Raw genomic sequence first — 25,534 nt, forward strand, 5'->3', positions numbered from 1 at the left:
TCAGTTCGCACTCATGGCCGACAGCCATTCGTCGATCCAGGCCTTGCGGTGCGCGGCCACCTCGTCCGACCCGAGAAGGAGTGTCTTTTCAGGCTTCACCAGCTTGCCGAAGGCATCCGGGAGCGGATCCTTCGTTGCACCGACCGGCATCATCCAGTTCGTCTCGGGGATGATCGACTGGAAATCGGGTCCGGTCATGAACGACAGGAACTGGCGCGCAAGATCCTTGTCGTCGCTTGTTTTCGTCATTCCCGCGACTTCGATCTGGACATAGTGCCCCTCCGTGAAAGAGGCCGCCTGATAGCGGTCCGTGTTCTCGGCAATCATGTGATAGGCGGGCGACGTCGTGTAGGAGAGCACCATCGGCGCCTCGCCCTTGGTGAAGAGCCCGTAGGATTCGGACCAGCCCGGCGTGACCGTGAGAACACGCGGCTTGAGCTTCGTCCAGGCTTCCGCGGCCTTGTCGCCATAGACGGACTTCATCCAGAGAAGCAGCCCGAGACCCGGGGTCGACGTGCGCGGGTCCTGGATGACGATCTTCTCATCCGGATTGCCCTCGACGAGCTCCTTCAAGCTGTGAGGCGGATCCTTGAGCGCATCGGTGTCGTAGATGATTGCGAAGTGCCCATAGTCGTAGGGAAGAAAGGTATCGTCCGAGAACCCGCCTGGAACGGTAAGCCCTTGCGGCGAAAGACCGTGCGGCTCGAAGAGACCTGTTGCCTTCGCCTCTGTTATCAGGCTTGTGTCAAGACCGAGGACGATGTCCGCCTTCGTGCTTTCACCCTCGAGCTTCAACCGCGTCAGTAGCTCGACCCCATCGGCGACCCCGACCCATTCGACCTTGCAGGCGCATGATTTCTCGAACGCGGCTGCGACCTTCGCTCCCGGGCCCCATTCCGCGACGAAGCTCTCATAGGTGTAGATTGTCAGCGTTTTTTCGGCCGCGAGGGCCGAAGCCGAAAGGCCGGCGGCAAGTGTCGCCACCATTGCAAAAAGTTTCACGCGCATCAGCGCCTCCTCTTCCAAGTGAACGGGAATAGCGCGCTGATCGAGCCGTCTAATCCCTCCGCCGGTACAAGCCGGATCAGGTTCCGCGGGTTGGCCCGAAAGCCTCTCAGCCGGTAGATCTAAGGATCGTCCGGCACCCCGTTAGAGCAACAAAAGCTTTAGACCCGCCCCCTTGGCTTGGCAAGGCCCGGTTCTTCACAAGCTCCTGCACCGAAGTCCTCCGTGAAACCGCAGGATAGAACCCGGACAATCGGTCGAACGCGCGGGAGCGGGAAGCGCTCCACGGTCGAACGGGAAAATGCGGATTTTCCTTTGGCAGCGGATGCGCTATGGGCAATGCCCATGAACGATCAGACCTTTGTCATTCTCCTCGGCGGAACACTCGAGCCAACGCCACGTTTCAAGGCCGACATAGCCGGCGCGCGCTTCGTCGCGGCCGACGGCGGCATGCGCCACGCCACCATGCTGGGCGTACGGCCTGAAGTCTGGGTCGGCGATTTCGACTCGAGTTCTGCAGGCCTCATAGCCAACTGGCCAGACGTGCCGCGAGAACCGTATCCGGCAGCAAAGAACGAAACCGACGGAGAGATCGCAGTCGCGGCGGCGCTCGCCCGCGGCGCGAAAAGCATAATACTCGCAGGCGCACTGGGCGGGGAACGCAGCGATCACGCCTTCATGCACATGCTGCTCGCACTCCGGCTGGCGGAGCAGGGCCTCGAACTGAGGCTCACTTCCGGCGAAGAGGAGGCCTGGCCGCTGCTTCCGGGAACCAATTCCGTTTCGTTGCCCAAGGGCAGCCTGTTCTCCATCCTCGGCTTGTCGAGCCTGGACCGGCTCTCCATCGCCAACGTCCGCTATCCGCTTTCCGATTTCGATCTGCCGTTCGGCTCTTCACGCACAATCTCGAACATCGCTGAGGGGACCGTGCGCATCTCACTCCGTGCCGGGCGGGGCCTCTTGCTCGCCCGCCCGTACGACCTGTCAGGAGCCTGACCCTTGGCACCACCTATTCTCAAACTGACCGACATCTTCCTGAGCTTCGGCGGCACGCCACTGCTGGCGGGCGCCCAGCTCCAGGTCGAACCTGGCGACCGCATCTGCCTCGTCGGGCGCAACGGCTCAGGAAAATCGACGTTGCTGAAGATCGCCGCCGGTCTGGTCGAGCCGCAGTCCGGAGAGGTTTTCCGCCACCCCACGGCGACGATCCGGTACCTGCACCAGGCGCCGGATTTCGAAGGATATGACACGGTTTCCGCCTATGCGGAGTCGGGTCTCGGCCCGAGCGACGATCCCTACAGGGTCGCCTATCTCCTAGAGCATCTCGGACTGACCGGCTCGGAGGACCCCAGAAGCCTTTCGGGCGGGGAAGCGCGCCGTGCGGCCCTTGCCCGCGTCCTGGCGCCGGAGCCCGATATCCTGCTGCTCGACGAGCCGACCAACCATCTCGATCTGCCGACGATCGAATGGCTGGAAGGTGAACTTGCGAACAGCCGCTCGGCTCTCGTGCTGATTTCGCACGACCGGCGTTTCCTCGAAAAGGTATCGAACGCGACCGTGTGGCTTGATCGCGGCACCTCGCGACGCCTGGACCGTGGATTCGGCCATTTCGAGGCCTGGCGGGACCAGGTGCTGGAAGCGGAGGAGCTTGAACAACACAAGCTCGGCAAGGCCATCGAGCGCGAGGAACACTGGCTTCGCTACGGTGTGACGGCAAGGCGCAAGCGCAACATGCGCCGTCTTGGCGAGCTACAGGACATGCGCAGCAAGTATCGTGGGCACAAGGGACCGCAGGGAACCGTCCAGGCGACGCTCTCCGACGCCAACGAGTCCGGCAAGCTTGTCATTGAAGCCGAAAAGATTACCAAGAACTATGGCGAGCGCACGATCGTCGCCCCGTTCTCCATTCGCGTCCATCGCGGCGACCGCATCGGCCTGGTCGGCCCGAACGGCGCCGGCAAGACAACGTTGCTCAAGTTGCTGACGGGGCAGACCCCGCCCGATGCCGGCACCGTCAAGCTCGGCACCAATCTGGAGATGGCGACACTCGACCAACGGCGCGAGGAGCTCGATCTGGACGACACGCTTGCGCACTACCTGACGGATGGTCGTGGCGAGAACCTCCTCGTCAATGGCGAACAGCGTCACGTGACGGGCTATATGAAGGAATTCCTGTTCCAGCCGGAACAGGCACGCACCCCGATCCGGAACCTGTCGGGTGGTGAGCGCGCGCGGCTGATGCTCGCACGCATCCTGTCGCGCCCGACGAACCTGCTGATCCTGGACGAGCCTACCAACGATCTCGACATCGAGACCCTGGATCTGCTCCAGGAAATAGTTGCCGGGTTCCCGGGAACGGTCATCCTCGTCAGCCACGATCGCGACTTCCTTGACCGGACGGTCACGTCGACGATCGCACCCTCCAATCCCGAGGCGCCCGACGGCCGCTGGATCGAGTATGCCGGCGGATACACCGATATGATGGCGCAGCGCCGCGGCATGCAGGAAGAGCGCCGCAAGGCGGAGCGCGCCGAAAAGGCAAAAGAGCAGCCTGCGCCCGCCGCGGAAGCAAAAAGCGCGGCAAAGGGTAAGCTCTCCTACAAGCAGAAGTTCGCCTTGGAGAATCTGCCCAAGGAAATGGCCAAGGCGGAAGCGGAGATCGCAAAGCGCGAAACCAGAATGGCCGATCCCAATCTTTTCACCAAAGACCCGGATGCCTTTTCGAAGATTGCGGCCGAACTCGAGAAACTCCGCGACGGACTGGCACGGATGGAAGAGGAATGGCTCGAGCTCGAAATGCTGAGGGAAGAACTGGAAGGCTGACGGCGGGCCTGGGCAAACCATCGCTCGTCGGCGTGCCGCCGCATGCTTGCGGCTTGCCTACAAGCAGAGAATTGTGACAGTCTCGGCAGCCACAATTTTCAGGAGTTCATTCATGTTTTCCCGACGCACGGTCATTGCCGGCCTCGCCGCTGTCCTGTTTTCATCTCTCCCTACCATCTCTGCAGATCTTCCTGATCTCGGTGGCAAGACGGTCGTGGTGGTGACGGAGAACGCCTATCCGCCGCTGCAGTTCGTCGATCCCAAGACAGGCCAGCAGGTGGGATGGGAATATGACGCGATGAACGAGATCGCCAAGCGACTCAACTTCAAGGTCGAGTACCAGAACACCAGTTGGGATGCGATGATACAGGCCGTGTCCGATGGCCAGTACCAGATCGGCATGACCGGCATTACCATCAAGGACGAGCGCAAGGAAAAGGTCGATTTCTCGGATCCCTACATGCGCTCGGAGATGTTCATGCTGGTGCGCGGCGACGAGACGCGCTTCGACGACGCCAAGAGCTTTGCCGGACTTGAGGATGGCCTCGTCGGTGCACAGCCGGGGACGACGCCTTTCTATGTCGCGGTCTACAATGTTCTCGACGGCAACGAGCAGAACCCGCGCATCAAGCTCTTCGAAACTTTCGGCGCGACGGTCCAGGCGCTCAAGGCGGGCGACGTCGACGTGGTGCTCACGGACGGCACCGCCGGCAAGGGCTACGTCGATGCATCGGGCGGCGAACTGAAGCTGGTCGGAGGCCCGCTCGGCACGGAGGACTTCGGCTTCATCTTCGCCAAGGGCTCGGATCTCGTCGCCCCGGTGAATGCGGCAATCGCCGCGTTGAAGGCGGACGGCACGCTCGATACGCTGAATAAGAAGTGGTTCCTCGACTACAAGATGGGCCAGTAAAGCGGAGCCATGGCATCCGCGCCTGCCTCATCCCGGCAAGACAAGGGCGATTATCCCTGGTGGCTGGTTGCCCTTGCCGTTGTTGCCGCCGTTCTGGCCGCAGTCATCGCGACGAACGATCTCTATGTGCAGGTCCTCAGCACCGTCGCAAAGGGTTTGTGGGTAACGATCTTCGTCACGCTGGTCGGCTTCATTCTCGCAACCCTCTTGGGTCTCTGCATAGCCTTGCTCGGACTGTCGGAGCGCGCAGCCTTGCGCCAGGTCGCCCGCTTCTACACGGAAGTCATTCGCGGCGTGCCGATTCTCGTGCTCCTGTTCTACATCGCATTCGTCGGCGCGCCGGCGGTTGTCGCCGTGATCAACTTCGCCATCAGCCCGCTTGTCTCATGGGGTGTCGCCGAGCCGATGCAGGTCAGGGACGTGTCCCTGATGTGGCGCGCCATCATAGCCCTGATGATCGGATATTCCGCGTTTATCGGAGAGGTCTTCCGGGCGGGCATCCAGTCGGTGGACAAGGGGCAGGTCGAGGCTGCCAAGGCGCTCGGCCTCTCGCGGGTGCAGCGGTTCCGACTCGTCGTCTTCCCGCAGGCGATTCGTGTCATTCTTCCACCGCTCGGCAACGACTTTGTCGCAATGGTGAAGGATTCCTCCCTCGTCTCGGTGCTCGGCGTCGCAGACATCACGCAGATGGCGAAGGTCTATGCCTCGGGCTCCTTCCGCTTCTTCGAGACCTACTCGATCGTCGCCTACATCTATCTCATCCTGACGATCGGGCTGTCGCTGGCACTGAGGGCGCTGGAGAAGCGTCTGCGCCGGGCTTATGAGCGGTAGTCTCCATCTGGCGCACGGCCGATTCTCTGCGATTGCCGAGCTGTCAAAAAATTGATATGTGCACCTCCATGGAATCCAAGTTCGGATGCATTGGGACGCGTATCGTCGTGCTGCAGGATCACAAGCGCCTGCCGGCACGCTTCTTCTCGTGCATTTACGGCGCGCTCAACAGCCGCCTACCCTGATCCGGTCAGGTTTCGCAGCCCAGTGCTGCGTCAATTTCCCATATCTTTATGCTGCAAATCGGATGAAGAGCCATGAGCGCACCCCGTACCCTCTACGACAAGATTTTCGACGACCACATCGTCAGCCGCCAGGATGACGGAACCTGTCTTCTCTACATCGACCGTCATCTCGTCCACGAAGTGACGTCGCCGCAGGCCTTCGAAGGTCTGCGCATGGCCGGCCGCAAGGTTCGCGCCCCGCAGAAGACGCTGGCGGTCGTGGACCACAACGTACCGACCACGCTTGACCGCTACGAAGGCATCAAGAACGAGGAAAGCCGCATCCAGGTCGAGGCGCTCGCCCATAACGCTGCCGAATTTGGCGTTGAATACTTTTCCGAGCACGACAAGCGCCAGGGCATCGTCCACATCGTCGGTCCGGAGCAGGGCTTTACGCTGCCGGGCATGACCATCGTCTGCGGTGACAGCCACACCTCCACGCACGGCGCTTTCGGCGCGCTGGCGCACGGCATCGGCACGTCGGAAGTCGAGCACGTGCTCGCCACTCAGACGCTGATCCAGAAGAAGGCGAAGAACATGCTGGTGCGCGTCGATGGCCAGCTTCCGCCGCACGTGACCGCCAAGGACATCATCCTTGCCATCATCGGTGAAATCGGCACCGCCGGCGGTACCGGCCACGTCATCGAATTTGCCGGCGAAGCGATCCGGTCGCTTTCGATGGAAGGCCGCATGACGGTCTGCAACATGACGATCGAAGGCGGTGCACGCGCAGGCCTGATCGCCCCGGACGAGAAGACCTTCGAATACATCAAGGACAAGCCGCTCGCTCCGAAGGGTGCGGCGCTCGACCAGGCCCTCGAATATTGGAAGACCCTCAAGTCGGACGAAGGCGCACATTACGACCGCGTGGTGGTGCTCGATGCCGCCAACCTGCCGCCGATCGTATCCTGGGGATCTTCGCCCGAAGACGTGACCTCGGTTCAGGGTGCGGTTCCCAATCCGGATGACATCCAGGACGAAAACAAGCGTACGTCGAAGTGGCGCGCACTGGACTACATGGGCCTGAAGCCGGGGACGCCGATCACCGATATCGCGATCGACCGCGTGTTCATCGGCTCCTGCACAAACGGCCGCATCGAGGACCTGCGCGAAGTCGCCAAGGTCGTCGAGGGCAAGACCGTCGCCTCGACCGTCAACGCCATGATCGTTCCGGGCTCCGGCCTCGTGAAGGAGCAAGCGGAGGCGGAAGGCCTGGACAAGATCTTCAAGGACGCAGGATTCGACTGGCGGGAACCGGGTTGCTCGATGTGCCTCGCCATGAACGACGACCGACTGAAGCCGGGTGAACGCTGTGCGTCCACGTCGAACCGCAACTTCGAAGGCCGTCAGGGCTTCAAGGGCCGGACACACCTGGTATCGCCGGCAATGGCAGCCGCCGCCGCGATCGCCGGCCACTTCGTTGACATCCGCGAGTGGAAGTAATCGCAAGCGTTGCGAACAGGATCGAAGCCGCCCCTAAAACGGGCGGCTTTTTTTGTTATCTTATGAAATGAGACGCCTATGGGGATCGTGCCCCCGTAGTGTGAGGGAGAAAACGACATCGCAGCCATAGCGAAGGGAGGACACATTGCCAGAGCAGAAGAAGGCGAAAGCCTCCAAGGGCCCGCATCGCCTGATCCTCCTGCGCCATGCGAAGTCCGCCTGGCCTGACGGCGTTGAAGATCACGACCGCCCCCTCGCCCTTCGCGGTCAGAAGGCTGCACGCGCGATGGGTGCCTATATGACGCGCAGCAATATCGTTCCCGATCTCGTCCTCGTTTCCACATCGCGCAGGACACAAGAGACCTGGGATCTCGTTGCCAGGGAGCTGGATAACATCCATGAAGTGAGGCGTAGCGTTTCGAAGCTCTATGCGGCCGGAGCGGATCAGCTTCTTTCGATAGTTCGCGAGATCGAGCCGTCCTATAACACGGTCATGCTGATCGCACACAATCCGGGACTTCAGGACCTCGCCGTCCGCCTGGTCGGCGAGTGCGATCCCGAGGTGTTCGAGCGTTTGCGGGAGAAGTTCCCGACGGGCGCTCTCGCTATCATGGAATTCGAGATCCGCAGCTGGGAGGAAATCTCGCCCGCCTCGGGTCGCCTCGTGCAGTTCACCACGCCGAAATCGCTAGCGCGCGCCTGAAAGGGATGCGCCCCCGGGATGCCACCCGGAAGCGCGATCTTTGCCTCAGAACGTTGCCGTGTTCGGGTCAGGTCCGATGCGGCCGCCCGCATTTTCCAGCTTGGCGATTGCCGCGAGGTCGTCCGCGTCGAGCTTGAAATCGAAGACCTGGAAATTCTCGGCAATACGCGAAGGCGTCACCGACTTCGGAATGACCACCAGGCCGTTGTCGATATGCCACCGGATGATGACCTGGGCAGGCGTGCGGCCGTGTTTGCCGGCGATCGCGCCAATGACGCTGTTCGAAAGGAGGGCGCCCTGTCCGAGCGGGCTCCAGGATTGCGTGACGATGCCGAGCTTTTCATGCGCCGCTCGTGCCGCCTTCTGCTGGAAGTCCGGATGAAGCTCGATCTGGTTTATGACCGGGGTCACGCCGCTCTCGCCGATGATGCGCGCGATATGCTCCGGATAGAAGTTGGAGACACCGATGGAGCGAGCCCTGCCCTCCTCTTTCAGGCGAACGAAGGCCTTCCACGTTTCCACGTATCGGCCACGCTGCGGCGAAGGCCAGTGAATGAGGTAAAGATCGACATAGTCCGTGCCCAGTCGCTTCAGGCTCTGGTCGAACGCCTTGAGTGTTGAATCGAAACCCTGATCGTCATTCCAGAGCTTCGTCGTGAGGAAGATCTCCTTGCGATCCACGCCCGATTTGCGGATGCCCTGGCCGACGCCTTCCTCGTTCCCATAGATGGCGGCGGTATCGACGTGGCGATAGCCCGCTGAAATGGCGGCTTCGACCGCCGTCACCGCGACATCGTTGGGCGTTTGCCACACGCCAAGGCCGACCTGCGGTATCGATTTTCCATCGTTGAAGGGGATGGTCGTTTGATTGCTCACAATAGGTCTCCACAGTTGAAAGCGTGATGAAAAGGTTCGGATGAAGCCGAACTGGCTCGCGAAGATGTCCGCTGCCGAATGGGCGGCTTCGCCTACATAGGGATCCAGGCCGCGGATTTCACCACTTCAGATTACTTTGAGCGGTGTTCCAACGCGGAGATATCGCAGGAGCCTTCTCAGATCCGAAAGCTCCAGCGCGACGCAGCCCGCTGTTGGCTCGTAGCCGGGACGAATGAGGTGAAGGAAGATGGCTGATCCACGCTCACGCCGGCGGGAGGTAATGTTCCAGTCGAGTACCAGGCAGATGTCGTAAAGATCATCCTTGCGCATCATGTCCTCGGCGCTCGCCTTGAAAGGCGATTTCACCAGCCGATTGTAGGCAGGGTGGCCGGACTGATCGCACCAGAGCATATCCGAGCGGGTTCGTCTGAGCGGCAGAGCGGTCGGGAGTGAACGCATCCTGTCACCCCGCACAAAGCCGTAGAGCAGCTTCATCGTTGCAATCGGGGTGGCGCCGTCTCCTTCACCCTTGAACGCGGTCGTCCCATTCCGCCCGATCGCGGCTTCGGCACGGAACTCGCCGTAATGGAGGATTGCACGATGCTTCGCACCGACCGCCCGCCGCACCACGATCGGCCGCATCGGCTTGCGTCTCTTCCCGCCCGCTGCTCTCGATTTTGCCATCATGCCGGTCACATTCTTTTGCCTTGCCCACGACACACAACGCGCGCATAGGTCGCGCCCGCTGGCGTCGTTTTGCATACCCCGCGAGCGTACTTGCCAAAAGCCCAATTTGGCTTAGTTTTCGAGTGAAATGCAGAAAGGACCCCTATGACATCCCGGACCATCCTTCTCGTTGACGACGACAACGACCTGCGGGAGACACTCGTTGAGCAACTCTCTCTCTACGACGAGTTTACGATCCTCCAGGAGACGACGGCAGCCAAGGGGATGCAGGCAGCCCGGAGCAATCAGGTCGATCTGCTGATCATGGACGTTGGCCTGCCCGACATGGATGGTCGCGAGGCGGTGAAGCTTCTGAGGAAAGGCGGCTTCAAGGCGCCGATCATCATGCTGACCGGCCACGACACCGATTCCGACACGATTCTCGGGCTGGAAGCCGGCGCGAACGACTACGTCACCAAGCCCTTCCGTTTCGCTGTCCTCCTGGCGCGCATTCGTGCCCAGCTGCGCCAGCACGAGAGCAGCGAGGACGCGACCTTCACGGTAGGACCATACACGTTCAAGCCCGGCCAGAAGTTGCTGACGATGGAAAACGGCCAGAAGATCCGCCTCACCGAGAAGGAAGCGGCCATCATCCGCTATCTCTATCGCGCCGATCAGCGGGTGGTGACGCGCGACGTGCTCCTCGAGGAAGTTTGGGGCTACAATTCCGGAGTTACGACCCACACGTTGGAGACGCACGTCTACCGCCTCAGGCAAAAGATCGAGCGAGACCCTTCCAATGCGGAGATTCTCGTGACAGAGAACGGCGGCTACAAGATCGTACCCTAACCGGAGCACCGGCTTTGGCTCTCAACGACGATATCGCCCTATTCTCGAAGGTACCGCTTTTCTCGGGCCTGTCGGAAGACAAGCTGCGGCTGATGGCCTTCGGTGCCGAGCGGCGGCGGATCGTTGAGGGGCAGACGCTGTTTCGCGAGGGAACCTCGGCTGACTGCGGCTTTGTCATCGCGAGCGGCCTGTTCCGCCTCACGTCGATGGCACGCGACGGCTCGCCCCGCGACGAAGGAAAGGCTGGTGCCGGCACGTTACTCTCCGAACTTGCGATGATTTCTGCGGTCGAGCGCAAGTACACGGCGGTTGCGGAGGAAGACAGCGATGTCATCCGCATCAACCGGCCGCTCTTTCGTCGGATGCTCGAGGAGTATCCAGACGTGGCCGTGATTGTAGAGGCGCGCATCCGCGCCAATCTGGAAGCCATGATCGGCAGGGTCAGCAGCACCGCCCACCGCTTCGCCTGACGGCGTCGGTCAGAGATCGAACGCGGCGATGACCGGCACGTGGTCGGACGGCCGCTCCCAGCCCCTCGCCTCCCGAAGAACCGAGATGTCCGACAGGTGTGGTCCAAGATCCGCCGACGACCAGATGTGATCGAGGCGACGGCCACGATCCGCCGCCGCCCAATCCTGCGCGCGATAGCTCCACCAGGTGTAAAGTTTCTGGTCGGCGGGAATCTTCTGGCGCATCAGGTCCACCCATCCTCCCTTCGTCATCACCTCGATGAGGCCATCCGTCTCGACAGGCGTATGGCTGACGATCTTCAGGAGTTGCTTGTGCGACCAGACATCGTGTTCCAACGGTGCGATGTTGAGATCACCCACCAGGATTGACGAGATACCCGCCTCAGCTTCGGCACGAAGCAGCTTCATTTCCTCCAGGAAATCGAGCTTGTGGCCGAATTTCGCATTGATTGTCCGGTCCGGTTCGTCGCCGCCGGCCGGTACATAGAAATTGTGGAGACGAATAGCCTTGCCGCCGTGATTGAAGACGACCGACACGTGCCTGGCATCACCCACGCCGCAATAGTCGCGCCGCTCCACCAGTTCCGTCAGCGGCAGCCGCGATATGGTGGCGACGCCGTGATATCCCTTCTGTCCATGGATGACGATGTGCTCATAGCCGAGCGCCCTGAGGGGCTTGGACGGAAAGAGATCGTTCGGGCATTTCGTTTCCTGGAGGCACAGGATGTCCGGCGCATGGGTCTTCAGGAAGTGCTCGACCAGCGGCATCCTCAGTCGCACGGAATTGATGTTCCAGGTCGCAATCGAAAGTGCCATGCCGCATCCCTTGTCCAGGCGCCCGTCACTCGGGCCGATGCAAAGGCTCTTAGAGCGACGGATGCTCAAATGGAAGCAGTCTGCCGGATTGAATCTTGCTGAAGACCGAGGATTTGTTGACGGCCGCACATTGAGCTGCGGGCGGGACCGAAGCTTACGATCCCGGATAAGACCCAAAGGCCATCCCGCTGCCTGAAAAAATGGCCGGTCGTTACTTGCGAATCTCGTCGTAGGGTATGTCGAAGATGCGGGGGGCGAGTTCCACTCCGGTCTTCACGTTGAAGATCATCACCGAGGTATCCTTGCCCTGTGCATCCGTGATCGTCCACTGGCGCAGGTCGTAGCTCTTCGGATCGAACATCATGGTGATGGTGGAATCGCCGAACATGCTCTTGTCGCCGAGCACGATGGTGGTGAGGTCTGCCTCTTCCTTGACGTTGCGCACCATCTTGGCCGAAAGGTCGATCTTCTCCGCAAGCAGAAGCTTCAGCGGCGTTTTCGAGAGGGGATAGATATCCCAGGTCTTCAGCTTGCGATTGCCGATCACCACGGATTTGCCGTCGGAGATGACACGCATGGGCGACGGATCTTCATAGTTGAAACGGATCTTGCCGGGGCGGTCGATGTAGAACTTGCCGCCGGTCTGCTCTCCCCGCGGACCGAACTGGACGAACTCGCCCATCATGGTCTTCACGGAGGCGAAATGATCGGCGATCTTCTGCGCCGCACCCGAAACCTGCGCCTCAGCTTCGTCCGGCCGGAATGCCGATGAGCCGACGGCGAGCACGAAAGCGACAAGACCAACGAAATCGCGCCGCGTGAGGCCAGCGCGACCAGGTTCAATGGCGGGGCCGCGCGTTTCGGTTTTGGTCATCTCGATCTCCTTCATGTCGCTCTCATGTGCGGCAAGTACGGCGCCATCAAGGCGCACCCTGCCATCGTCCCAGTCCCGCCTTTGAACGCGGTGGGTCTGCCTGCCGTTCCGTTCAGCGTTCGGTGATTTCCGATTCGGTCGGAACCAGGATTTCCCGCTTGCCGGCGTGGTTTGCGGGGCCGATCAGCCCTTCCTGCTCCATCCGTTCGATCAGCGAAGCCGCTCGATTATACCCGATCCCGAGGCGCCGCTGAATGTAGGATGTGGATGCCTTTCCGTCGCGCAGTACGACAGCGACGGCCTGATCGTAGGGGTCGTCGGAATCCTCCAGATTGGAGGTTCCCGCCGGCCCGCCGCCGCCGTCGTCGTCATCGTCGTCCTCGGTGATGGCATCAAGATACTGCGGGACACCCTGGGCTTTCAGGTGGGCAACCACAGCCTCCACTTCATGGTCGGACACGAAAGGCCCGTGGACACGCTGTATGCGTCCGCCGCCGGCCATGTAGAGCATGTCGCCCATTCCGAGGAGCTGTTCGGCTCCCTGCTCGCCCAGAATGGTGCGGCTGTCGATCTTGGACGTCACCTGGAAAGAAATGCGCGTCGGGAAATTTGCCTTGATCGTGCCGGTAATGACGTCGACGGACGGGCGCTGCGTCGCCATGATCACATGGATACCGGCAGCGCGCGCCATCTGCGCCAGCCGCTGGACGGCGCCTTCGATGTCCTTGCCCGCCACCATCATCAGATCCGCCATTTCGTCAATGATGACGACGATGTAGGGCATCGGCTGGAGATCGAATTCCTCCGTCTCGTAGACTGCCTCGCCGGTCTGGCGGTCGAAGCCGGTCTGAACGGTGCGCGTGATCGCCTCACCCTTGGCAAGTGCCTGCTCCACGCGGCTGTTGAAGCCGTCGATGTTGCGGACACCGATCTTCGACATTTTCTTGTAGCGCTCCTCCATCTCGCGCACCGTCCACTTGAGCGCGACCACCGCCTTCTTCGGATCGGTGACGACAGGCGACAGGAGATGGGGAATCCCGTCATAGACGGAGAGCTCGAGCATCTTCGGATCGATCATGATCAACCGGCATTGCTCGGGCCGCAGACGGTAGAGCAGCGAAAGGATCATGGTGTTGATCGCGACCGACTTGCCCGAACCGGTCGTACCGGCAACGAGCAGGTGTGGCATCTTGGCGATGTCGGAAATGACCGGCTCGCCGCCGATCGTTTTTCCGAGCGCCATTGCGAGCTTGGCCTTGCTGCCCTCGAAATCGCGGCTGGCGATCAGCTCGCGCAGATAGACTGTCTCGCGGCCCATGTTCGGCAATTCGATGCCGATCGCATTGCGGCCGGGAACCACGGCGACGCGCGCAGCAATCGCGCTCATCGAACGGGCGATGTCGTCTGCAAGCCCGATGACCCGCGATGACTTGATCCCGGGCGCAGGTTCGAGCTCGTACAAGGTAACCACCGGGCCGGGACGGACATGAATGATCTCGCCCTTGACCCCGAAATCCTCGAGAACGCCCTCAAGCATGCGGGCGTTCTGCTCGAGCGCATCGGCGGAAAGGGTCGCATCCCGTGCAACGCTCTTGGGCTCGGCGAGCAGATGGAGCGGCGGCAGCTGGAACCCGTCAGGTCCCGCGAAGGAGGCCTGCGCCTCCCGTTCCATCCGCTGACCGACCTTCGGCCTGGGCGCAGGGGTGGCGACACGGCGGCCGCCGGCAGCGGTCGCACGCGCCGGTGCCGGGCGCGGCGCCCAATCGGAGGCAACATCGTCGTCATCCGGAAGGATGCCGTCGGGGCGCTGCAGATCGTCGTCCATGTCGAAAGGTATGTCGTCGTCTTCGGCGGCGATGGAGGGCGGCACGATCCTTCGGCGCTCGGAAGCGTCCATGGACGGTTCCAGCCGTTCTCCTGGCGCTCTTGCAGCCTTTGCACGGGTTGGCTCGTTCAGCGTGCCGAACTCGTCGTCATTGAAGTCGTATGGTTGCTCGACCGCGCGAGAACGGCGCCCGGAGAAGCCGAACAGGCGTCGCATCCGCGCCTGCCCCGTGTACCAGACGTGTGTCAGGGCGCCGGCAACCACCATGAGCGGACCCTCGCCATCTTCCTCCTCGTCAGGCCCGGCGATGGTGCGCGCCCTGCTCTCCGGCTGGACTGCAGGCACGTCATCTTCTTCCTCGACGGGATCGACGCCGATGAGCCCGGCGCTGTAGATCAGCAGCCAGCAGGCCGGCACGGCTATGATGGCCCCAAGCACGCTCGCAAGCGTTCCGGTCGGGTAGGCGCCGGTAAAGAGCGCCGGAAGGCGCAGGATCATGTCTCCGAAGACGCCGCCAAGGCCATTGGGCAGCGGCCAGGTCGGGGGAGCTGGTACGCAGCTCAGCGCGGCCGCAGAAAGAATGGCGCCGCCGAGCCAGGCGGCGGCCCGCTTCGGTATGTGGTCGAAACGCTTACCCTTGATGAGGATGAGGCCCCAGGACACCGCCGGCAGCAGGGCGAGCACGCACCCAAGTCCGAAGAACTGCATGAACAGGTCGGCGAAGATCGCGCCGGAATAACCCAGGATGTTCGTGGGATCTCCATCCGAAGCGTAGGAGAGGCTGGGGTCGGATACGTTCCATGTCGAAAGGGCGGCAATTGCGAGCGCCAGCGCAAGAAACAGGCCGAAGCCCGCGAGCGCCTGGATCTGCCGCCACACGAAGGTTGACAGGACGAATCGTTCTGATCGGTTGTCCAACATTGCCGAAGTACTTCTGCCCATGTTTGTAAGCCCGCTGCCCGCTCTGCCCGGATGCGCATCCCCACGACGCAGGGACATGCATGATGCGCGACCCTAACAAGCGAAGCCTTAATGTCGTGTTAACCATGGCAGACCATCAGGCCCTCGCCGGCGAGAATTCGCTTCAATCGCCCTTCGCCGAACGAAAAAGGCCCGGACCAAGGTCCGGGCCAAGTACGGTACGCTTGCGCATGACCGCGACAGGATTTTTGAGCGGCGGCAATCGTTGGGCGTGCCGCCGCGAGTTTCTTAGGCGTGGTAAGCCGCTTCACCGTGCGATGCGAGATCGAGACCTTCGCGTTCGGCTTCGACGGAAACGCGCAGGCCGACGATTGCGTCAACGACCTTGTAGAGGATGACCGAGACGACACCGCACCATACGATGGTGATGACGACTGCAGTCAGCTGCGTGACGAACTGCGAGGCGATGGAGAAGTCTTCAGCGCCGGTGCCGCCGAGCGACGGAGCCGTCAGGATGCCCGTGCCGAGAGCGCCAAGGATACCGCCCACGCCGTGAACGCCGAAGACGTCAGCGGTGTCGTCATAGCCGAACTTGTTCTTCACCACCGAGACGAAGAAGTAGCAAACCGGCGAAACGATCAGGCCGAGGACGATTGCACCCATCGGGCCAACCGAGCCGGCAGCCGGCGTGACAGCGACGAGACCGGCGATCATGCCGGATGCGGCGCCGAGCATGGAAGCCTTGCCGCGCGTGAAGCTTTCAGCGATCGACCATGCGAGGATAGCTGCTGCAGTGGCGAGGAAGGTGTTGACCGTTGCGAGAACGGCACCGCCGGAAGCTTCCAGGTTGGAGCCGGCATTGAAGCCGAACCAGCCGAACCACAGCATGGCCGCACCGACCAGCGTTAAGGTCATGGAATGGGGAGCCATCATGTCCTTGCCGAAGCCTGTGCGCTTGCCAACCATGATCGCGCCGACGAGACCGGCGATACCAGCGTTGATGTGAACGACCGTGCCGCCGGCGAAGTCGAGTGCGCCCATGCCGAAGATCAGGCCGTTTGCGTCCCAGACCATGTGGGCGACCGGGAAGTAGACGAACGTTGCCCACAGGATGCAGAAGAGCACTGCGGCCGAGAACTTGATGCGCTCGGCGAAGGCGCCGATGATCAGAGCCGGCGTGATTGCCGCGAAGGTCATCTGGAACATGATGAAGAGATATTCCGGAATGACGACGCCGTCGGTGAACGTGGCGGATGTGCTGTCAACCGTTACGCCCGACAGGAAGACCTTGCCGAAGCCACCGAAATAGGCGCTGGTGGATCCGCCGAAGGCGAAGGAATAGCCGTAGACGACCCAGATGATCATCATTGCAGCGCCGATGACCGTGCACTGCATCAGCACGGAAAGCATGTTCTTCGCGCGGACCAGGCCGCCGTAGAAAAGACCGAGGCCGGGAATCAGCATGAAGAGCACGAGCAGGGTCGTGAGGTACATGAAGACGGTGTCGGCCTTGTCCGGTACAGGCGCCGCGGCTGCGGCCTCCGTGGCGGCCGGTGCCGCTTCCTGCGCGAAAGCCACGACCGGAGCGAGGACTGCTGCGGAAGCAGCGCCTACGCGGGCAAGAGTTGTTGAGATCTTGAATGACGACATGTGAAGTTGCTCCCTGAACTGCCTGTGCTTACAGCGCTTCGGAATCGGTTTCGCCGGTACGGATGCGCACGGCATGATCGATCGAGTAGACGAAAATCTTGCCGTCACCGATCTGGCCCGTCTTGGCAGCGGACGCGATGGCTTCGACGGTCTTTTCTACGACGTCGCTGGGGACCGCGATCTCGATCTTCAGTTTCGGCAAGAAGCTCACGGCATATTCGGTACCGCGATAAATCTCGGTGTGTCCCTTCTGGCGCCCGTATCCCTTCACTTCGGTCACGGTCAGGCCTTGGATCCCAACTGCGGTGAGGGCTTCGCGAACCTCATCGAGCTTGAAAGGCTTGATAATGGCCATCACAATTTTCATCTGGTTTCCCATCCTTGTGTTTACCCACGGCGCGGAGCCGTTTCTCCTTGCCGCTGCGAACGCCCCGTCCACAACGACCGTGCCTACACATTCAAGGGCCGTGCCAGATTCACATTCACCGACTATCTACCTGAAATATAACGACAATAATTCATTCAGGCGCGAAAAGTTAAAAAATCGTCAAGTCTAATGCCTATATAATGTGCAAATCTGCAAAATTGCATATCTATTCATCAATTGCCTTTTTCCGAATCAGCCCTTCCTGCGCTACCGAGGCAACCAGCGCTCCCTGGAGATCAAAAAGGCTGCCGCGGGTCATGCCACGCGCACCCGACGCAGACGGACTGTCCTGCGTGTAGAGCAGCCAGCCGTCCAGCTTGCAGGGGCGATGAAACCACATGGCATGGTCGAGGCTCGCCACCTGCAGGGACCGGTCGAACACCGACGTTCCGTGAGCGAGAAGCGAGGTATCCAACAGGGTCATGTCGGAAAGATATCCGAGGATCGCCGCCTGGAGGTGACGGTCCTCCGGAACCGGACCGGTCGTTCGCACCCAGACATGCTGGCGCGGATCCAGTTTCTTCCGCGAGACGTAGCGCTCGAGTGAAACCGGCCTCAGCTCGATCGGCCGCGGGCGCTCCCAGTAGGCGCGCACGTGGGCGGGCGCATTGGCAAGGAACTGCGTCTTGATCGCCTCCTCGCCCATAAGCGTATCCGGCAGCGGCACCTCCGGCATCGCGATCTGGTGATCGAAGCCCTCTTCGTCGTACTGGAATGAAGCGGTCATCAGGTAGATCGGTTTTCCGTGCTGGATCGCGACGACGCGCCGTGTCGCAAAGGACTCGCCATCGCGCACACGCTCGACCTCATAGATGATCGGGACGGACGGGTCGCCGGGCCGGATGAAATAGGCATGGAGAGAGTGGATATGGCGCCCTTCGCCCACCGTGCGCGAGGCGGCGACCACCGCCTGGGCGATCGCCTGACCGCCGAAGACGCGTTGCCAGCCGACCTGCGGGCTCTGTCCGCGGAACAGGTTCTGTTCGAGATTTTCCAGGTCCAGTATCGCGAGAAGCGTTTCCATGGCGAGTGTCTTCGGTATCTGACGCGACATTTGGTTCCTCTTGCGCTGTAGGAAACTCCTTTTCCATCATCTATATAGGCGGGAACGACAGCTCAAGTGGAAGGAGATCCGGGCGATGATCGACATGCTTGTCGCAGGCGGCGGTTACGTGGGTCTCTCATTGGCGGTGGCCGTGAAAATGGCCGCACCCCACCTCGAGATCGCGGTCGTCGACGGGGCGCCGCAAAGCGCATGGGAGCGGGATGAACGCGCCTCCGCGATCGTTGCAGCAGCGCGCAATCTCCTTGACGTTCTGGGTGTCTGGCCAGAGATCGCGGACAAGGCGGAACCGATCCGCCGCATGATCATAACCGATTCCCGCACGGCCGACCCGGTCCGTCCCGTCTTCCTGACCTTCGAGGATGCATCGTCCGACCAGGAAGGCTCGCCCTTCGCCCACATGGTGGAAAATCGCGACATGACGAGGAGCCTTCTCGGGAAGGCCGCAGCCCTTGGCGTTTCCGTCCGCTGGTCCACCACCGCCGAAGGCTTCGCCACCGGGCAGCATTCGGTTGCTGTTCAGCTTTCCGATGGTACGTCGGTCGAAACGCGCTTGCTCGTGGCCTGCGACGGCGTGCGCTCGCGCTTGCGCGACGCCGCGGGCATCAAGACGGTTCGCTTCGATTACGGCCAGTCCGGTATTGTCACGACCGTCGAACATGAACGCCCGCACGAAGGAACAGCGGAAGAACATTTCCTGCCCGCCGGTCCCTTCGCCACCCTGCCGCTGAGAGGCAACCGCTCGTCGCTGGTCTGGACGGAACGAACGGAAGATGCCCGCAAGCTGGTTGAGAGCGATGAGCTCGTTTTCGAGGAGGAACTGGAACGCCGCTTCAGCCACAAGCTCGGTGCGCTCACCCTGGCCGGCGGAAGGAAGGCCTTTCCGCTCGGCCTCACCCTTGCACGGGGCTTCGTCGCACCGCGGTTTGCGCTCGCGGGAGATGCGGCCCATGGCATCCATCCGATTTCCGGACAGGGACTGAACCTCGGCTTCAAGGACGTCGCAGCACTCGCCGAGACTGTGGTGGAGGCGGACCGGCTCGGCCTCGACATCGGCGCGCTGTCGGTTCTGGAGCGCTATGAGACCTGGCGACGCTTCGATACCTTCCGCATGGGCGTGACCACCGACGTGCTCAATCGCCTCTTCTCGAACGATATCACGCCCGTGCGCATGCTGCGCGACCTGGGCCTTGGCATCGTCGACAGGCTGCCGGGATTGAAGTCCTATTTCATTGGTCAGGCAAAGGGCATTTCCGGAAGCGACCTGCCACGCATGCTGGTCGGTCAACCCATCTGATCTTAGGAAGGCAGGCGATCTGCTCGCCGGCTCCCTCCAATCCTTCGTATCAGGGGCTTTCGGGCGCCAAACCGCTGCGCCCTATTGCCAGGATTTTCTCTAGTCTTTGATTTCCCGCGCTTCCGAGATAAGCATGATCGGGATTCCGTCGCGGATCGGATAGGCAAGCTGTGCCTTCTCCGACACGAGCTCGCTGGCCTCGGCGTCATAGACCAGCCGCCCCTTGGTCAAGGGGCACACTAAAAGCTCCAGCATCTTGGGGTCTACGCGGCTGCTCTTCAGATCTGTCACTATCGCTCTCCGCCAGGTGGGAAAACTACTGCAGGACAGTATCGATATCGCCGAAACTGCGGGCAAGCACAATCTCGGTGATTGCGATCAGTGTTTCCGCGCGGGTCTTGAGGTCGGGTGCCTCGAGCAGGGCCTGCTTCTCCGCTGGCCCATAGGGTGACATCATCGACATCGAATTGACGAGAGTGGTGTTGCTGGCGCGCTCGACGCTTTCCCAGTCCGCTTCCAGCTTGTTTGCATCCAGATAGGCCCGGAATGCCGCAAGCAGTGCCTCCCTGTCCACGGCCGCCTCGTCGTCGATGCCGGAGAGATCCGCACCGAACGGAGCGATGCGGAACGTCCGGTACGCCTTACCGGTTCGCACTTCGGCGATGAGCCGGTAGCGGCACACGCCTGTCAGGGACGTGATATAGCGGCCATCGCCGGTTTCTGCGAAGGAAGTGATGCGGCCGATGCACCCGACCTGACAGAGCGCAGGCGCCTCCGAGGCCGGGTCATGCTCCTGATGGTCGCCGAAGACCGGCTGTACCATGCCGATCAGCCTGCTGCCCGCGAGCGCATCGTCGAACATGGAAAGATAGCGCGGCTCGAAAATATTGAGTGGCAACTGGCCACCGGGAAGAAGTAGCGCACCCGACAGCGGGAAAACGGCGATCGTCTCTGGAACATCGTCGGCTCTCAAATAGCGTGCGTTCCCCACCTGCATCGAAATGCCTCTACTCCTCCGCGGCCGCCACTTACAATATCATCACGCGGCCGGTGCTGTGTTCGCTTCCTTCGCAATGTGGGGTGTGACGCGCAATTCTCAAGATGACGCGCGCACCTCGCCTCACGAAAACAGGATCGAGGACAGACGGCGGCGCGCCGAGATTGTCGCCGGATCCTTGGGGCCCCAGACGTCGAAGAACTGCAGCAGCTCGCGGCGCGCGCCGTCGTCGTCGAAACCGCGATCCCGCTTCATGATCGTCAGCAGGTGATCGGCCGCGGCTTCGCGATCTCCCTCGACATTGCGGATCTTTGCCAGCTTCATCCGCGCCTCATGGTCGTCCGGATTCAGCGACAAAGCCTGCTCGAGAGCGGCGGGGTCACCGAGCTTGCGAGCCTCTTCGATCTGTCCAAGCTTCTTCAACACGGCAACGATGGCCGGATCGTTCGCAAGTGCCTCAGGGAGGTCGGCGAGCGCCTGGCGGGCGTCATCGGGCTGCCCGGCGGCCAGCATGCACTCCGCAATGCCAGCGAGAGCCGTGCCATTCTCGGCGTCGGCCTGAAGAATTGCGCCGTAGAGATCCGCAGCCGCCTGGATGTCTCCCGCCGCCAGCAGGGTCTTCGCTTCCTCCAGCGCGGCCTCGATCTCGGCCTTGCCGTCGGCGCCTGCGGGGCCTGCGATCTTGTCGATGAACTGCCGCACCTGGCTTTCCGGTACGGCGCCCATGAACCCGTCGACCGGACGGCCGCCGGAAAACGCCACGACAGCCGGGATCGACTGAATGCCGAGCTGGCCGGGAATGGACGGATGCTCGTCGATGTTGAGCTTCACCAGCTTCACGCGCCCTGCCGCTTCCGTGACCACCTTTTCGATGATCGGCTGGAGCTGCTTGCAGGGGCCGCACCAGGGGGCCCAGAAGTCGACGAGCACCGGCTGCTCGCGCGAAGCCTCGAGCACGTCACGGGCGAACTGGGCGGTCGTCGTGTCCTTGATCAGGTCCGCCGCCGGTGCGTTTCCGTAACTCGCCGACGCGGTCATCTGCCCGCCGTAGGATGCTGCATAGGGGTTGTCGCCTGCGCTCATGTCTCGTGCTCCCGCGGAGATCGCTCCGCTAATCCTGCGTTGCCAGAAGATCGTATGTCAGGCTGTCACTTTCAAGACAAGCGGCTCATGCCCGGTAGCTTCGATGAAACGCAGCAGGTCCTTGGAAGCGACGGACGTCGTCGCGTCGTTTCGCAGGGGATGCGCATTGATGACATCGTACCGCATCAGATCCTCGTCGATGATGACCTTCACCGCTTTGGCAGTGTCGTTGATCGCGCCGAACGCCGTGACGGCACCGGGGATCACCCCGAGGTATTCCATCAGCTTTTCGGGCTTGCCGAAGGAAACCTTGCTTGCCGCGCCGATCACCGTATGCACGGTCTTCAGGTCGACCGTCGCGTTCTCCTCCACGGTCAGCAGGAAGTAGTTGTCCTTCTTGTCCTTCACGAACAGGTTCTTGGTGTGGCCGCCGGGGATTTCGTCCCTCAGCGCAACCGATTCGGCGACAGTGAAGACCGGATCGTGATTCTTGGTCGAATGCTGGATGCTGAGGCCATCGAGAAACTGGAAAAGCTCGGCATCGGTCTTCGGCTGCATATCGTTCATTGGCATCGTTCCACGTGTCGTTTGACGCTCGCAACCGCCAAACCGGACTTTGGCGGTCCGCGATTGCGGGTCCGCGCCGGTTCCGATTCCCTGCTGGCGGGACGGGCTCTTGCTTTACTGCCGCTGATACGGCCAATGCGCCCGGGGCGCAACAGTTCGCCACCGTTGAAAATGCGCCCACTCCGACGCCTTGGAAAAAATTCTGAAAAAACTCGTCGTTTCCCTGTTGCATTTGCAAAGGGCTTAGGCCATATAGCGCCCGTCGCCGCAACGCAGCGACCTTCGGCCACCGACTACCCCAGGCCGTCGACGATGAGCGGGTGTAGCTCAGGGGTAGAGCACAACCTTGCCAAGGTTGGGGTCGGGCGTTCGAATCGCCTCACCCGCTCCATTTTCTCCCAAGAGATTATATGCGAACGATCTGGTTCAGCGCGACGCCGTGAACTGTTCACTGATGCGACTTTTCAGGAGCGATGTGATTCGGTCGATCAAACCGTCCGACAAGAGGGGCGGCTGGCTTCAGGCGATCCGGAAGGCTGGCTGCATATTCCCCACATCAACTCCCGACCTGGCCGCACCTGTGGCCCTGGGCAAAATTCAATCGTGCAGAATGGCGCGATCCAAACGCCCGCCACTCCAACGCATGACCTGCATCGGGGTGGCATCGCGTTCGGTCGGGAAAGGAATCACCGGCCTCAGGCCTTGGTGAAGATGTAGTCCGTTTCCTGCCGGAGCACCTTGCCCGGCCGCAGGATCGCTTCCGGGAAGCCTTCGTGGTTGATCGCGTCCGGCCAGACCTGCGTTTCCAGGCAGAAACCGGAATACGGCCCGTAGCTGCGGCCCTCCAGGCCGTGCACCGGCGTATTGATCTTGAAGCCGGTGTAGAACTGTATGCCGGGTTCTGTCGTGCGTACGTCCATCGAGACGCCGGAAACAGCGCTTCTTGCCCGGGCGACCAGTCGTTTTTCCTGGCGTTCGGCGCTCAGGCAGAAATTGTGGTCGTAGCTGATCCTGTCGCCCTCGGTCTGGCGGCGCATCGGCGTCATTTTCCGCAGGTCGAACACCGTGCCATCGACGCTACGGACTTCACCGGTTGGAACCTGCCGCTCATCGACGGGAAGGTAACGGTCTGCGGCGATCATGATCTCGTGGTCGAGCGCATCGGCCCTGCCGTCCAGATTGAAGTAGCTGTGCTGGCAGATATTGCAGGGCGTGGCCTCGTCCGTCACCGATTCGTAGACCACCGAAAGCGTGCCCTTGTCGCTCAGGCGATAGGTGCAGGTGACGGTGCAATTGCCGGGGTATCCCGCCCGCCCTGCCGGATCCGTGATCTGCAGGGTGACCCGGTCCCCGGCCTGCTCGACGACCGTCCAGTTGCGCTTGGCTATGCCGTCGCTCCCCCCATGCAGGTGGGTGACACCCTTCTCGTTCAGTTCAAGCTGGAAGGTCTTGCCGTCGATTGAAAATCGTCCGTTCCCGATGCGATTGGAATTCCGGCCGGGCGTAGCACCGAAGTAGGGAGAATGGGAAAGATAGGATGAAAGGTTCTCGTAGCCCAGCACCAGGGGAGCCTGGTGACCATCAAGCCTGAGGTCCTGGATGACCGTTCCCCAAGTCAGCACGCTGGCGGTCAGGCCGCCGCCCGAAAGACGGATGCGATAGACGGTCTCGCCGGTGGCAAGCTCGCCGAACGCTTCGTTCACTGCTTTCGCGGACATGATGTTTTTCTCCCTGCAAAGACCGCGGCAAACTGCTTCATATCCACCGCCACGGCAACTAAAAAGTCATACTGTTCAAGGTGCCATGTGCGCGGCGGGCGAGGTGCCGTCAGAGCGTCTTCTGGTAGACGACGAAGGGGGTCTTCTCAGCGAGGCCGTCATAGAGCCTTCGCGCCGTCGCATTGAACTCCTGGGTCAGCCAGTAGACTTCCGGAGCACCCGCAGCCGCAGCCCTCGCATAGACCGTTTCGATCAAGGCACGCCCGACGCCCTTACCGCGAACGTCGGGATCGGCATAGAGATCCTGCAGGTAGCATGTATCGTTGGTCGCCCACGTGTTCCGATGGAAGAGATAGTGCGCGAGCCCCACGGGCTTGCCGTCCACGACGGCGAGGAGGCCGAAGACTTCGCGCGGCCCCTCGCCGGTCAGTCGCTCAAAAGTGGCGCGATAGACCTCCTCCGGCAATTCGGCTTCGTAGAAGGCAAGATAGGCGGACCACAGGCGACGCCATTCGGTCTCGTCACCCGCGGAAATGCTCCTGATCTCGAAACCGCTCATGGACTCATCCTTGCGTGCCGATCTTTTCCAAATCGAAATGCGTCGTCTGGTAGATCTCGTTGATCCAGTTTCCGAAAAGCAGATGCGCATGGCTGCGCCAGCGATTCTGCGGGGTGTTTTCGGGATCGTTGTGCGGGAAATAGTTGCTCGGCATCTTGATCGGCACGCCGGCGTCGACATCGCGGAAATACTCGTCCGCGAGCGATGTCGAGTCATACTCGACATGATTGAAGATGTAGAGCCGGTTGCCGGCCTTCTCCTGCACGAGGCAAACACCGGTCTCGTCGGAATCCATGAGAATTTCGAGCTCCGGCACCTTGCGGATATCGTCGGCGCGCACCTCGGTCCAGCGCGAAACCGGGATCTGGAAGTCATCTGAGAAGCCGTTCAGGTAGACCGAGGAGGGCTTGCGATTGTGGTGCCAGTAGACGCCGAAGGCCTTTTCCCTCAGCGTATACTTCGGCACCCGATGGAAGTGCCAGATGGCCGCCATCGCGCCCCAGCATACGTTCAGCGTCGAGTGGACATTCGTGGTCGTCCAGTCGAGGATCTTTTTCATCTCCTCCCAGTACGTCACGTCCTGGTAGTCGAGCGTCTCGACCGGGGCGCCGGTAATGATGAAGCCGTCGAACTTGCGATGCTTGATCTCCTCCCACGTATCGTAGAAGGCGAGGAGGTGATCCTCGGAAGTATTCTTGGCCTTGTGGCCACCGATGCGCACCAGCGAGAGTTCCACCTGCAGCGGCGTAGCGCCCACGAGACGCGCCATCTGCACCTCGGTCTTGATCTTGTTCGGCATGAGGTTCAGGAGCCCGATCTGAAGGGGGCGGATATCCTGGCGGATGGCCACCGTTTCGGTCATCACCCGCACACCCTCTTTGACGAGAGTTTCGAAGGCAGGGAGCGTATCGGGTATCTTGATGGGCATGTTTCACTC

Annotated in this window: 25 protein-coding genes, 1 tRNA gene and 1 riboswitch; of the genes, 10 read left to right on the forward strand and 16 right to left on the reverse strand. The window is 61.5% G+C overall.

The window, feature by feature from the left end; all coding sequences use genetic code 11:
• The gene (gene thiB, locus F3Y30_RS02160; RefSeq protein WP_203424946.1) at positions 1 to 1,008 is read right to left on the reverse strand and encodes a thiamine ABC transporter substrate binding subunit; all 1,008 of its coding nucleotides are present in this window, start codon (positions 1,006 to 1,008) and stop codon (positions 1 to 3) included.
• Between the two features lie 36 nt (positions 1,009 to 1,044).
• A riboswitch (TPP riboswitch) is annotated at positions 1,045 to 1,159 on the reverse strand.
• Between the two features lie 185 nt (positions 1,160 to 1,344).
• On the opposite strand from thiB, the gene F3Y30_RS02165 reads away from it, so the two are divergent.
• The 6 genes from F3Y30_RS02165 (at position 1,345) to F3Y30_RS02190 (ending at position 7,939) form a co-directional block, all read left to right on the forward strand.
• A complete protein-coding gene (locus F3Y30_RS02165; RefSeq protein WP_203424947.1) occupies positions 1,345 to 2,001 on the forward strand; it encodes a thiamine diphosphokinase in 657 nt (218 codons plus the stop codon).
• Positions 2,002 to 2,004: 3 nt separating this feature from the next.
• Positions 2,005 to 3,828 (forward strand): ABC-F family ATP-binding cassette domain-containing protein, encoded by a 1,824-nt coding sequence (locus F3Y30_RS02170; protein ID WP_203424948.1) that lies wholly within the window; start codon positions 2,005 to 2,007, stop codon positions 3,826 to 3,828.
• Between the two features lie 112 nt (positions 3,829 to 3,940).
• Positions 3,941 to 4,738 carry a basic amino acid ABC transporter substrate-binding protein gene (locus F3Y30_RS02175; protein WP_203424949.1) on the forward strand — a complete coding sequence of 266 codons (798 nt, stop codon included), beginning with the start codon at positions 3,941 to 3,943 and terminating at the stop codon, positions 4,736 to 4,738.
• Between the two features lie 9 nt (positions 4,739 to 4,747).
• Complete coding sequence (locus tag F3Y30_RS02180) at positions 4,748 to 5,569, forward strand: amino acid ABC transporter permease (protein ID WP_203424950.1); 822 nt, start codon at positions 4,748 to 4,750, stop codon at positions 5,567 to 5,569.
• A 257-nt stretch (positions 5,570 to 5,826) separates the two neighbouring features.
• Complete coding sequence (gene leuC / locus F3Y30_RS02185) at positions 5,827 to 7,236, forward strand: 3-isopropylmalate dehydratase large subunit (protein WP_203424951.1); 1,410 nt, start codon at positions 5,827 to 5,829, stop codon at positions 7,234 to 7,236.
• A gap of 145 nt (positions 7,237 to 7,381) precedes the next feature.
• A complete protein-coding gene (locus tag F3Y30_RS02190; protein ID WP_203424952.1) occupies positions 7,382 to 7,939 on the forward strand; it encodes a histidine phosphatase family protein in 558 nt (185 codons plus the stop codon).
• Positions 7,940 to 7,984: 45 nt separating this feature from the next.
• Here the strand turns inward: F3Y30_RS02190 and F3Y30_RS02195 are convergent, their stop codons facing one another.
• Positions 7,985 to 8,815, reverse strand: coding sequence for an aldo/keto reductase (locus tag F3Y30_RS02195; protein ID WP_203424953.1), 831 nt, complete (start codon positions 8,813 to 8,815; stop codon positions 7,985 to 7,987).
• A gap of 126 nt (positions 8,816 to 8,941) precedes the next feature.
• A complete protein-coding gene (locus tag F3Y30_RS02200) occupies positions 8,942 to 9,457 on the reverse strand; it encodes a L,D-transpeptidase family protein (protein ID WP_203426453.1) in 516 nt (171 codons plus the stop codon).
• 189 nt (positions 9,458 to 9,646) lie between these two features.
• Between F3Y30_RS02200 and F3Y30_RS02205 the strand changes: the two genes are divergently transcribed.
• On the forward strand, positions 9,647 to 10,330 hold the full coding sequence (locus tag F3Y30_RS02205) for a response regulator transcription factor (protein WP_203424954.1): 684 nt from the start codon (positions 9,647 to 9,649) through the stop codon (positions 10,328 to 10,330).
• Between the two features lie 14 nt (positions 10,331 to 10,344).
• Positions 10,345 to 10,800, forward strand: coding sequence for a cyclic nucleotide-binding domain-containing protein (locus F3Y30_RS02210; RefSeq protein WP_203424955.1), 456 nt, complete (start codon positions 10,345 to 10,347; stop codon positions 10,798 to 10,800).
• Positions 10,801 to 10,809: 9 nt separating this feature from the next.
• Here F3Y30_RS02210 and F3Y30_RS02215 read toward each other — a convergent pair whose 3' ends face one another.
• From F3Y30_RS02215 to tesB, 6 genes are all read right to left on the reverse strand, one after another.
• On the reverse strand, positions 10,810 to 11,616 hold the full coding sequence (locus tag F3Y30_RS02215; protein WP_203424956.1) for an exodeoxyribonuclease III: 807 nt from the start codon (positions 11,614 to 11,616) through the stop codon (positions 10,810 to 10,812).
• 211 nt (positions 11,617 to 11,827) lie between these two features.
• Positions 11,828 to 12,490 carry an outer membrane lipoprotein carrier protein LolA gene (locus F3Y30_RS02220; protein WP_246752847.1) on the reverse strand — a complete coding sequence of 221 codons (663 nt, stop codon included), beginning with the start codon at positions 12,488 to 12,490 and terminating at the stop codon, positions 11,828 to 11,830.
• Positions 12,491 to 12,602: 112 nt separating this feature from the next.
• Positions 12,603 to 15,257 (reverse strand): DNA translocase FtsK, encoded by a 2,655-nt coding sequence (locus tag F3Y30_RS02225; protein ID WP_203424958.1) that lies wholly within the window; start codon positions 15,255 to 15,257, stop codon positions 12,603 to 12,605.
• Positions 15,258 to 15,524: 267 nt separating this feature from the next.
• Entirely contained in the window at positions 15,525 to 16,886 is a 1,362-nt protein-coding gene (locus F3Y30_RS02230) for an ammonium transporter (protein ID WP_203424959.1), read from the reverse strand.
• 28 nt (positions 16,887 to 16,914) lie between these two features.
• Positions 16,915 to 17,265, reverse strand: a complete 351-nt coding sequence (locus F3Y30_RS02235; protein WP_203424960.1) for a P-II family nitrogen regulator — start codon at positions 17,263 to 17,265, stop codon at positions 16,915 to 16,917.
• Between the two features lie 214 nt (positions 17,266 to 17,479).
• Positions 17,480 to 18,367, reverse strand: coding sequence for an acyl-CoA thioesterase II (tesB, locus tag F3Y30_RS02240; RefSeq protein ID WP_203424961.1), 888 nt, complete (start codon positions 18,365 to 18,367; stop codon positions 17,480 to 17,482).
• A gap of 76 nt (positions 18,368 to 18,443) precedes the next feature.
• Here tesB and F3Y30_RS02245 point away from each other — a divergent pair, with 76 nt between their 5' ends.
• Complete coding sequence (locus F3Y30_RS02245; RefSeq protein WP_281435453.1) at positions 18,444 to 19,673, forward strand: ubiquinone biosynthesis hydroxylase; 1,230 nt, start codon at positions 18,444 to 18,446, stop codon at positions 19,671 to 19,673.
• Between the two features lie 99 nt (positions 19,674 to 19,772).
• On the opposite strand, the gene F3Y30_RS02250 is transcribed toward F3Y30_RS02245, so the two are convergent.
• The 4 genes from F3Y30_RS02250 to F3Y30_RS02265 form a co-directional block, all read right to left on the reverse strand.
• Complete coding sequence (locus F3Y30_RS02250; protein WP_203426454.1) at positions 19,773 to 19,928, reverse strand: Trm112 family protein; 156 nt, start codon at positions 19,926 to 19,928, stop codon at positions 19,773 to 19,775.
• 61 nt (positions 19,929 to 19,989) lie between these two features.
• The gene (locus tag F3Y30_RS02255) at positions 19,990 to 20,670 is read right to left on the reverse strand and encodes an LON peptidase substrate-binding domain-containing protein (protein WP_203424963.1); all 681 of its coding nucleotides are present in this window, start codon (positions 20,668 to 20,670) and stop codon (positions 19,990 to 19,992) included.
• A gap of 123 nt (positions 20,671 to 20,793) precedes the next feature.
• On the reverse strand, positions 20,794 to 21,753 hold the full coding sequence (gene trxA, locus F3Y30_RS02260) for a thioredoxin (protein WP_203424964.1): 960 nt from the start codon (positions 21,751 to 21,753) through the stop codon (positions 20,794 to 20,796).
• A 57-nt stretch (positions 21,754 to 21,810) separates the two neighbouring features.
• Positions 21,811 to 22,320 (reverse strand): prolyl-tRNA synthetase associated domain-containing protein, encoded by a 510-nt coding sequence (locus F3Y30_RS02265; RefSeq protein ID WP_203424965.1) that lies wholly within the window; start codon positions 22,318 to 22,320, stop codon positions 21,811 to 21,813.
• A gap of 316 nt (positions 22,321 to 22,636) precedes the next feature.
• Between F3Y30_RS02265 and F3Y30_RS02270 the strand changes: the two genes are divergently transcribed.
• Positions 22,637 to 22,711, forward strand: a tRNA-Gly gene (locus F3Y30_RS02270).
• Positions 22,712 to 23,015: 304 nt separating this feature from the next.
• On the opposite strand, the gene F3Y30_RS02275 is transcribed toward F3Y30_RS02270, so the two are convergent.
• From F3Y30_RS02275 to metA, 3 genes are all read right to left on the reverse strand, one after another.
• On the reverse strand, positions 23,016 to 24,038 hold the full coding sequence (locus F3Y30_RS02275) for an aldose epimerase family protein (RefSeq protein ID WP_203424966.1): 1,023 nt from the start codon (positions 24,036 to 24,038) through the stop codon (positions 23,016 to 23,018).
• 109 nt (positions 24,039 to 24,147) lie between these two features.
• A complete protein-coding gene (locus tag F3Y30_RS02280) occupies positions 24,148 to 24,597 on the reverse strand; it encodes a GNAT family N-acetyltransferase (protein WP_246752849.1) in 450 nt (149 codons plus the stop codon).
• 4 nt (positions 24,598 to 24,601) lie between these two features.
• Positions 24,602 to 25,525, reverse strand: coding sequence for a homoserine O-succinyltransferase (gene metA / locus F3Y30_RS02285; protein WP_203424968.1), 924 nt, complete (start codon positions 25,523 to 25,525; stop codon positions 24,602 to 24,604).
• Positions 25,526 to 25,534: the final 9 nt, after the last annotated feature.

Source organism: Sinorhizobium sp. BG8 (assembly GCF_016864555.1).
Taxonomy (GTDB): domain Bacteria; phylum Pseudomonadota; class Alphaproteobacteria; order Rhizobiales; family Rhizobiaceae; genus BG8.

Bases quoted from the DNA above. Each gene is read 5' to 3' on its own strand.
- F3Y30_RS02275 (WP_203424966.1), bottom strand. From the start codon at position 24,038: ATGTCCGCGAAAGCAGTGAACGAAGCGTTCGGCGAGCTTGCCACCGGC.
- trxA (WP_203424964.1), bottom strand. From the start codon at position 21,753: ATGAGCGCAGGCGACAACCCCTATGCAGCATCCTACGGCGGGCAGATG.
- F3Y30_RS02280 (WP_246752849.1), bottom strand. From the start codon at position 24,597: ATGAGCGGTTTCGAGATCAGGAGCATTTCCGCGGGTGACGAGACCGAA.
- F3Y30_RS02165 (WP_203424947.1), top strand. From the start codon at position 1,345: ATGCCCATGAACGATCAGACCTTTGTCATTCTCCTCGGCGGAACACTC.
- F3Y30_RS02205 (WP_203424954.1), top strand. From the start codon at position 9,647: ATGACATCCCGGACCATCCTTCTCGTTGACGACGACAACGACCTGCGG.
- F3Y30_RS02175 (WP_203424949.1), top strand. From the start codon at position 3,941: ATGTTTTCCCGACGCACGGTCATTGCCGGCCTCGCCGCTGTCCTGTTT.
- F3Y30_RS02235 (WP_203424960.1), bottom strand. From the start codon at position 17,265: ATGGGAAACCAGATGAAAATTGTGATGGCCATTATCAAGCCTTTCAAG.
- thiB (WP_203424946.1), bottom strand. From the start codon at position 1,008: ATGCGCGTGAAACTTTTTGCAATGGTGGCGACACTTGCCGCCGGCCTT.
- metA (WP_203424968.1), bottom strand. From the start codon at position 25,525: ATGCCCATCAAGATACCCGATACGCTCCCTGCCTTCGAAACTCTCGTC.
- F3Y30_RS02220 (WP_246752847.1), bottom strand. From the start codon at position 12,490: ATGACCAAAACCGAAACGCGCGGCCCCGCCATTGAACCTGGTCGCGCT.
- F3Y30_RS02230 (WP_203424959.1), bottom strand. From the start codon at position 16,886: ATGTCGTCATTCAAGATCTCAACAACTCTTGCCCGCGTAGGCGCTGCT.
- F3Y30_RS02215 (WP_203424956.1), bottom strand. From the start codon at position 11,616: ATGGCACTTTCGATTGCGACCTGGAACATCAATTCCGTGCGACTGAGG.
- F3Y30_RS02250 (WP_203426454.1), bottom strand. From the start codon at position 19,928: ATGCTGGAGCTTTTAGTGTGCCCCTTGACCAAGGGGCGGCTGGTCTAT.
- F3Y30_RS02225 (WP_203424958.1), bottom strand. From the start codon at position 15,257: ATGGGCAGAAGTACTTCGGCAATGTTGGACAACCGATCAGAACGATTC.
- F3Y30_RS02265 (WP_203424965.1), bottom strand. From the start codon at position 22,320: ATGAACGATATGCAGCCGAAGACCGATGCCGAGCTTTTCCAGTTTCTC.
- tesB (WP_203424961.1), bottom strand. From the start codon at position 18,367: ATGTCGCGTCAGATACCGAAGACACTCGCCATGGAAACGCTTCTCGCG.
- F3Y30_RS02180 (WP_203424950.1), top strand. From the start codon at position 4,748: ATGGCATCCGCGCCTGCCTCATCCCGGCAAGACAAGGGCGATTATCCC.
- leuC (WP_203424951.1), top strand. From the start codon at position 5,827: ATGAGCGCACCCCGTACCCTCTACGACAAGATTTTCGACGACCACATC.
- F3Y30_RS02255 (WP_203424963.1), bottom strand. From the start codon at position 20,670: ATGCAGGTGGGGAACGCACGCTATTTGAGAGCCGACGATGTTCCAGAG.
- F3Y30_RS02200 (WP_203426453.1), bottom strand. From the start codon at position 9,457: ATGCGGCCGATCGTGGTGCGGCGGGCGGTCGGTGCGAAGCATCGTGCA.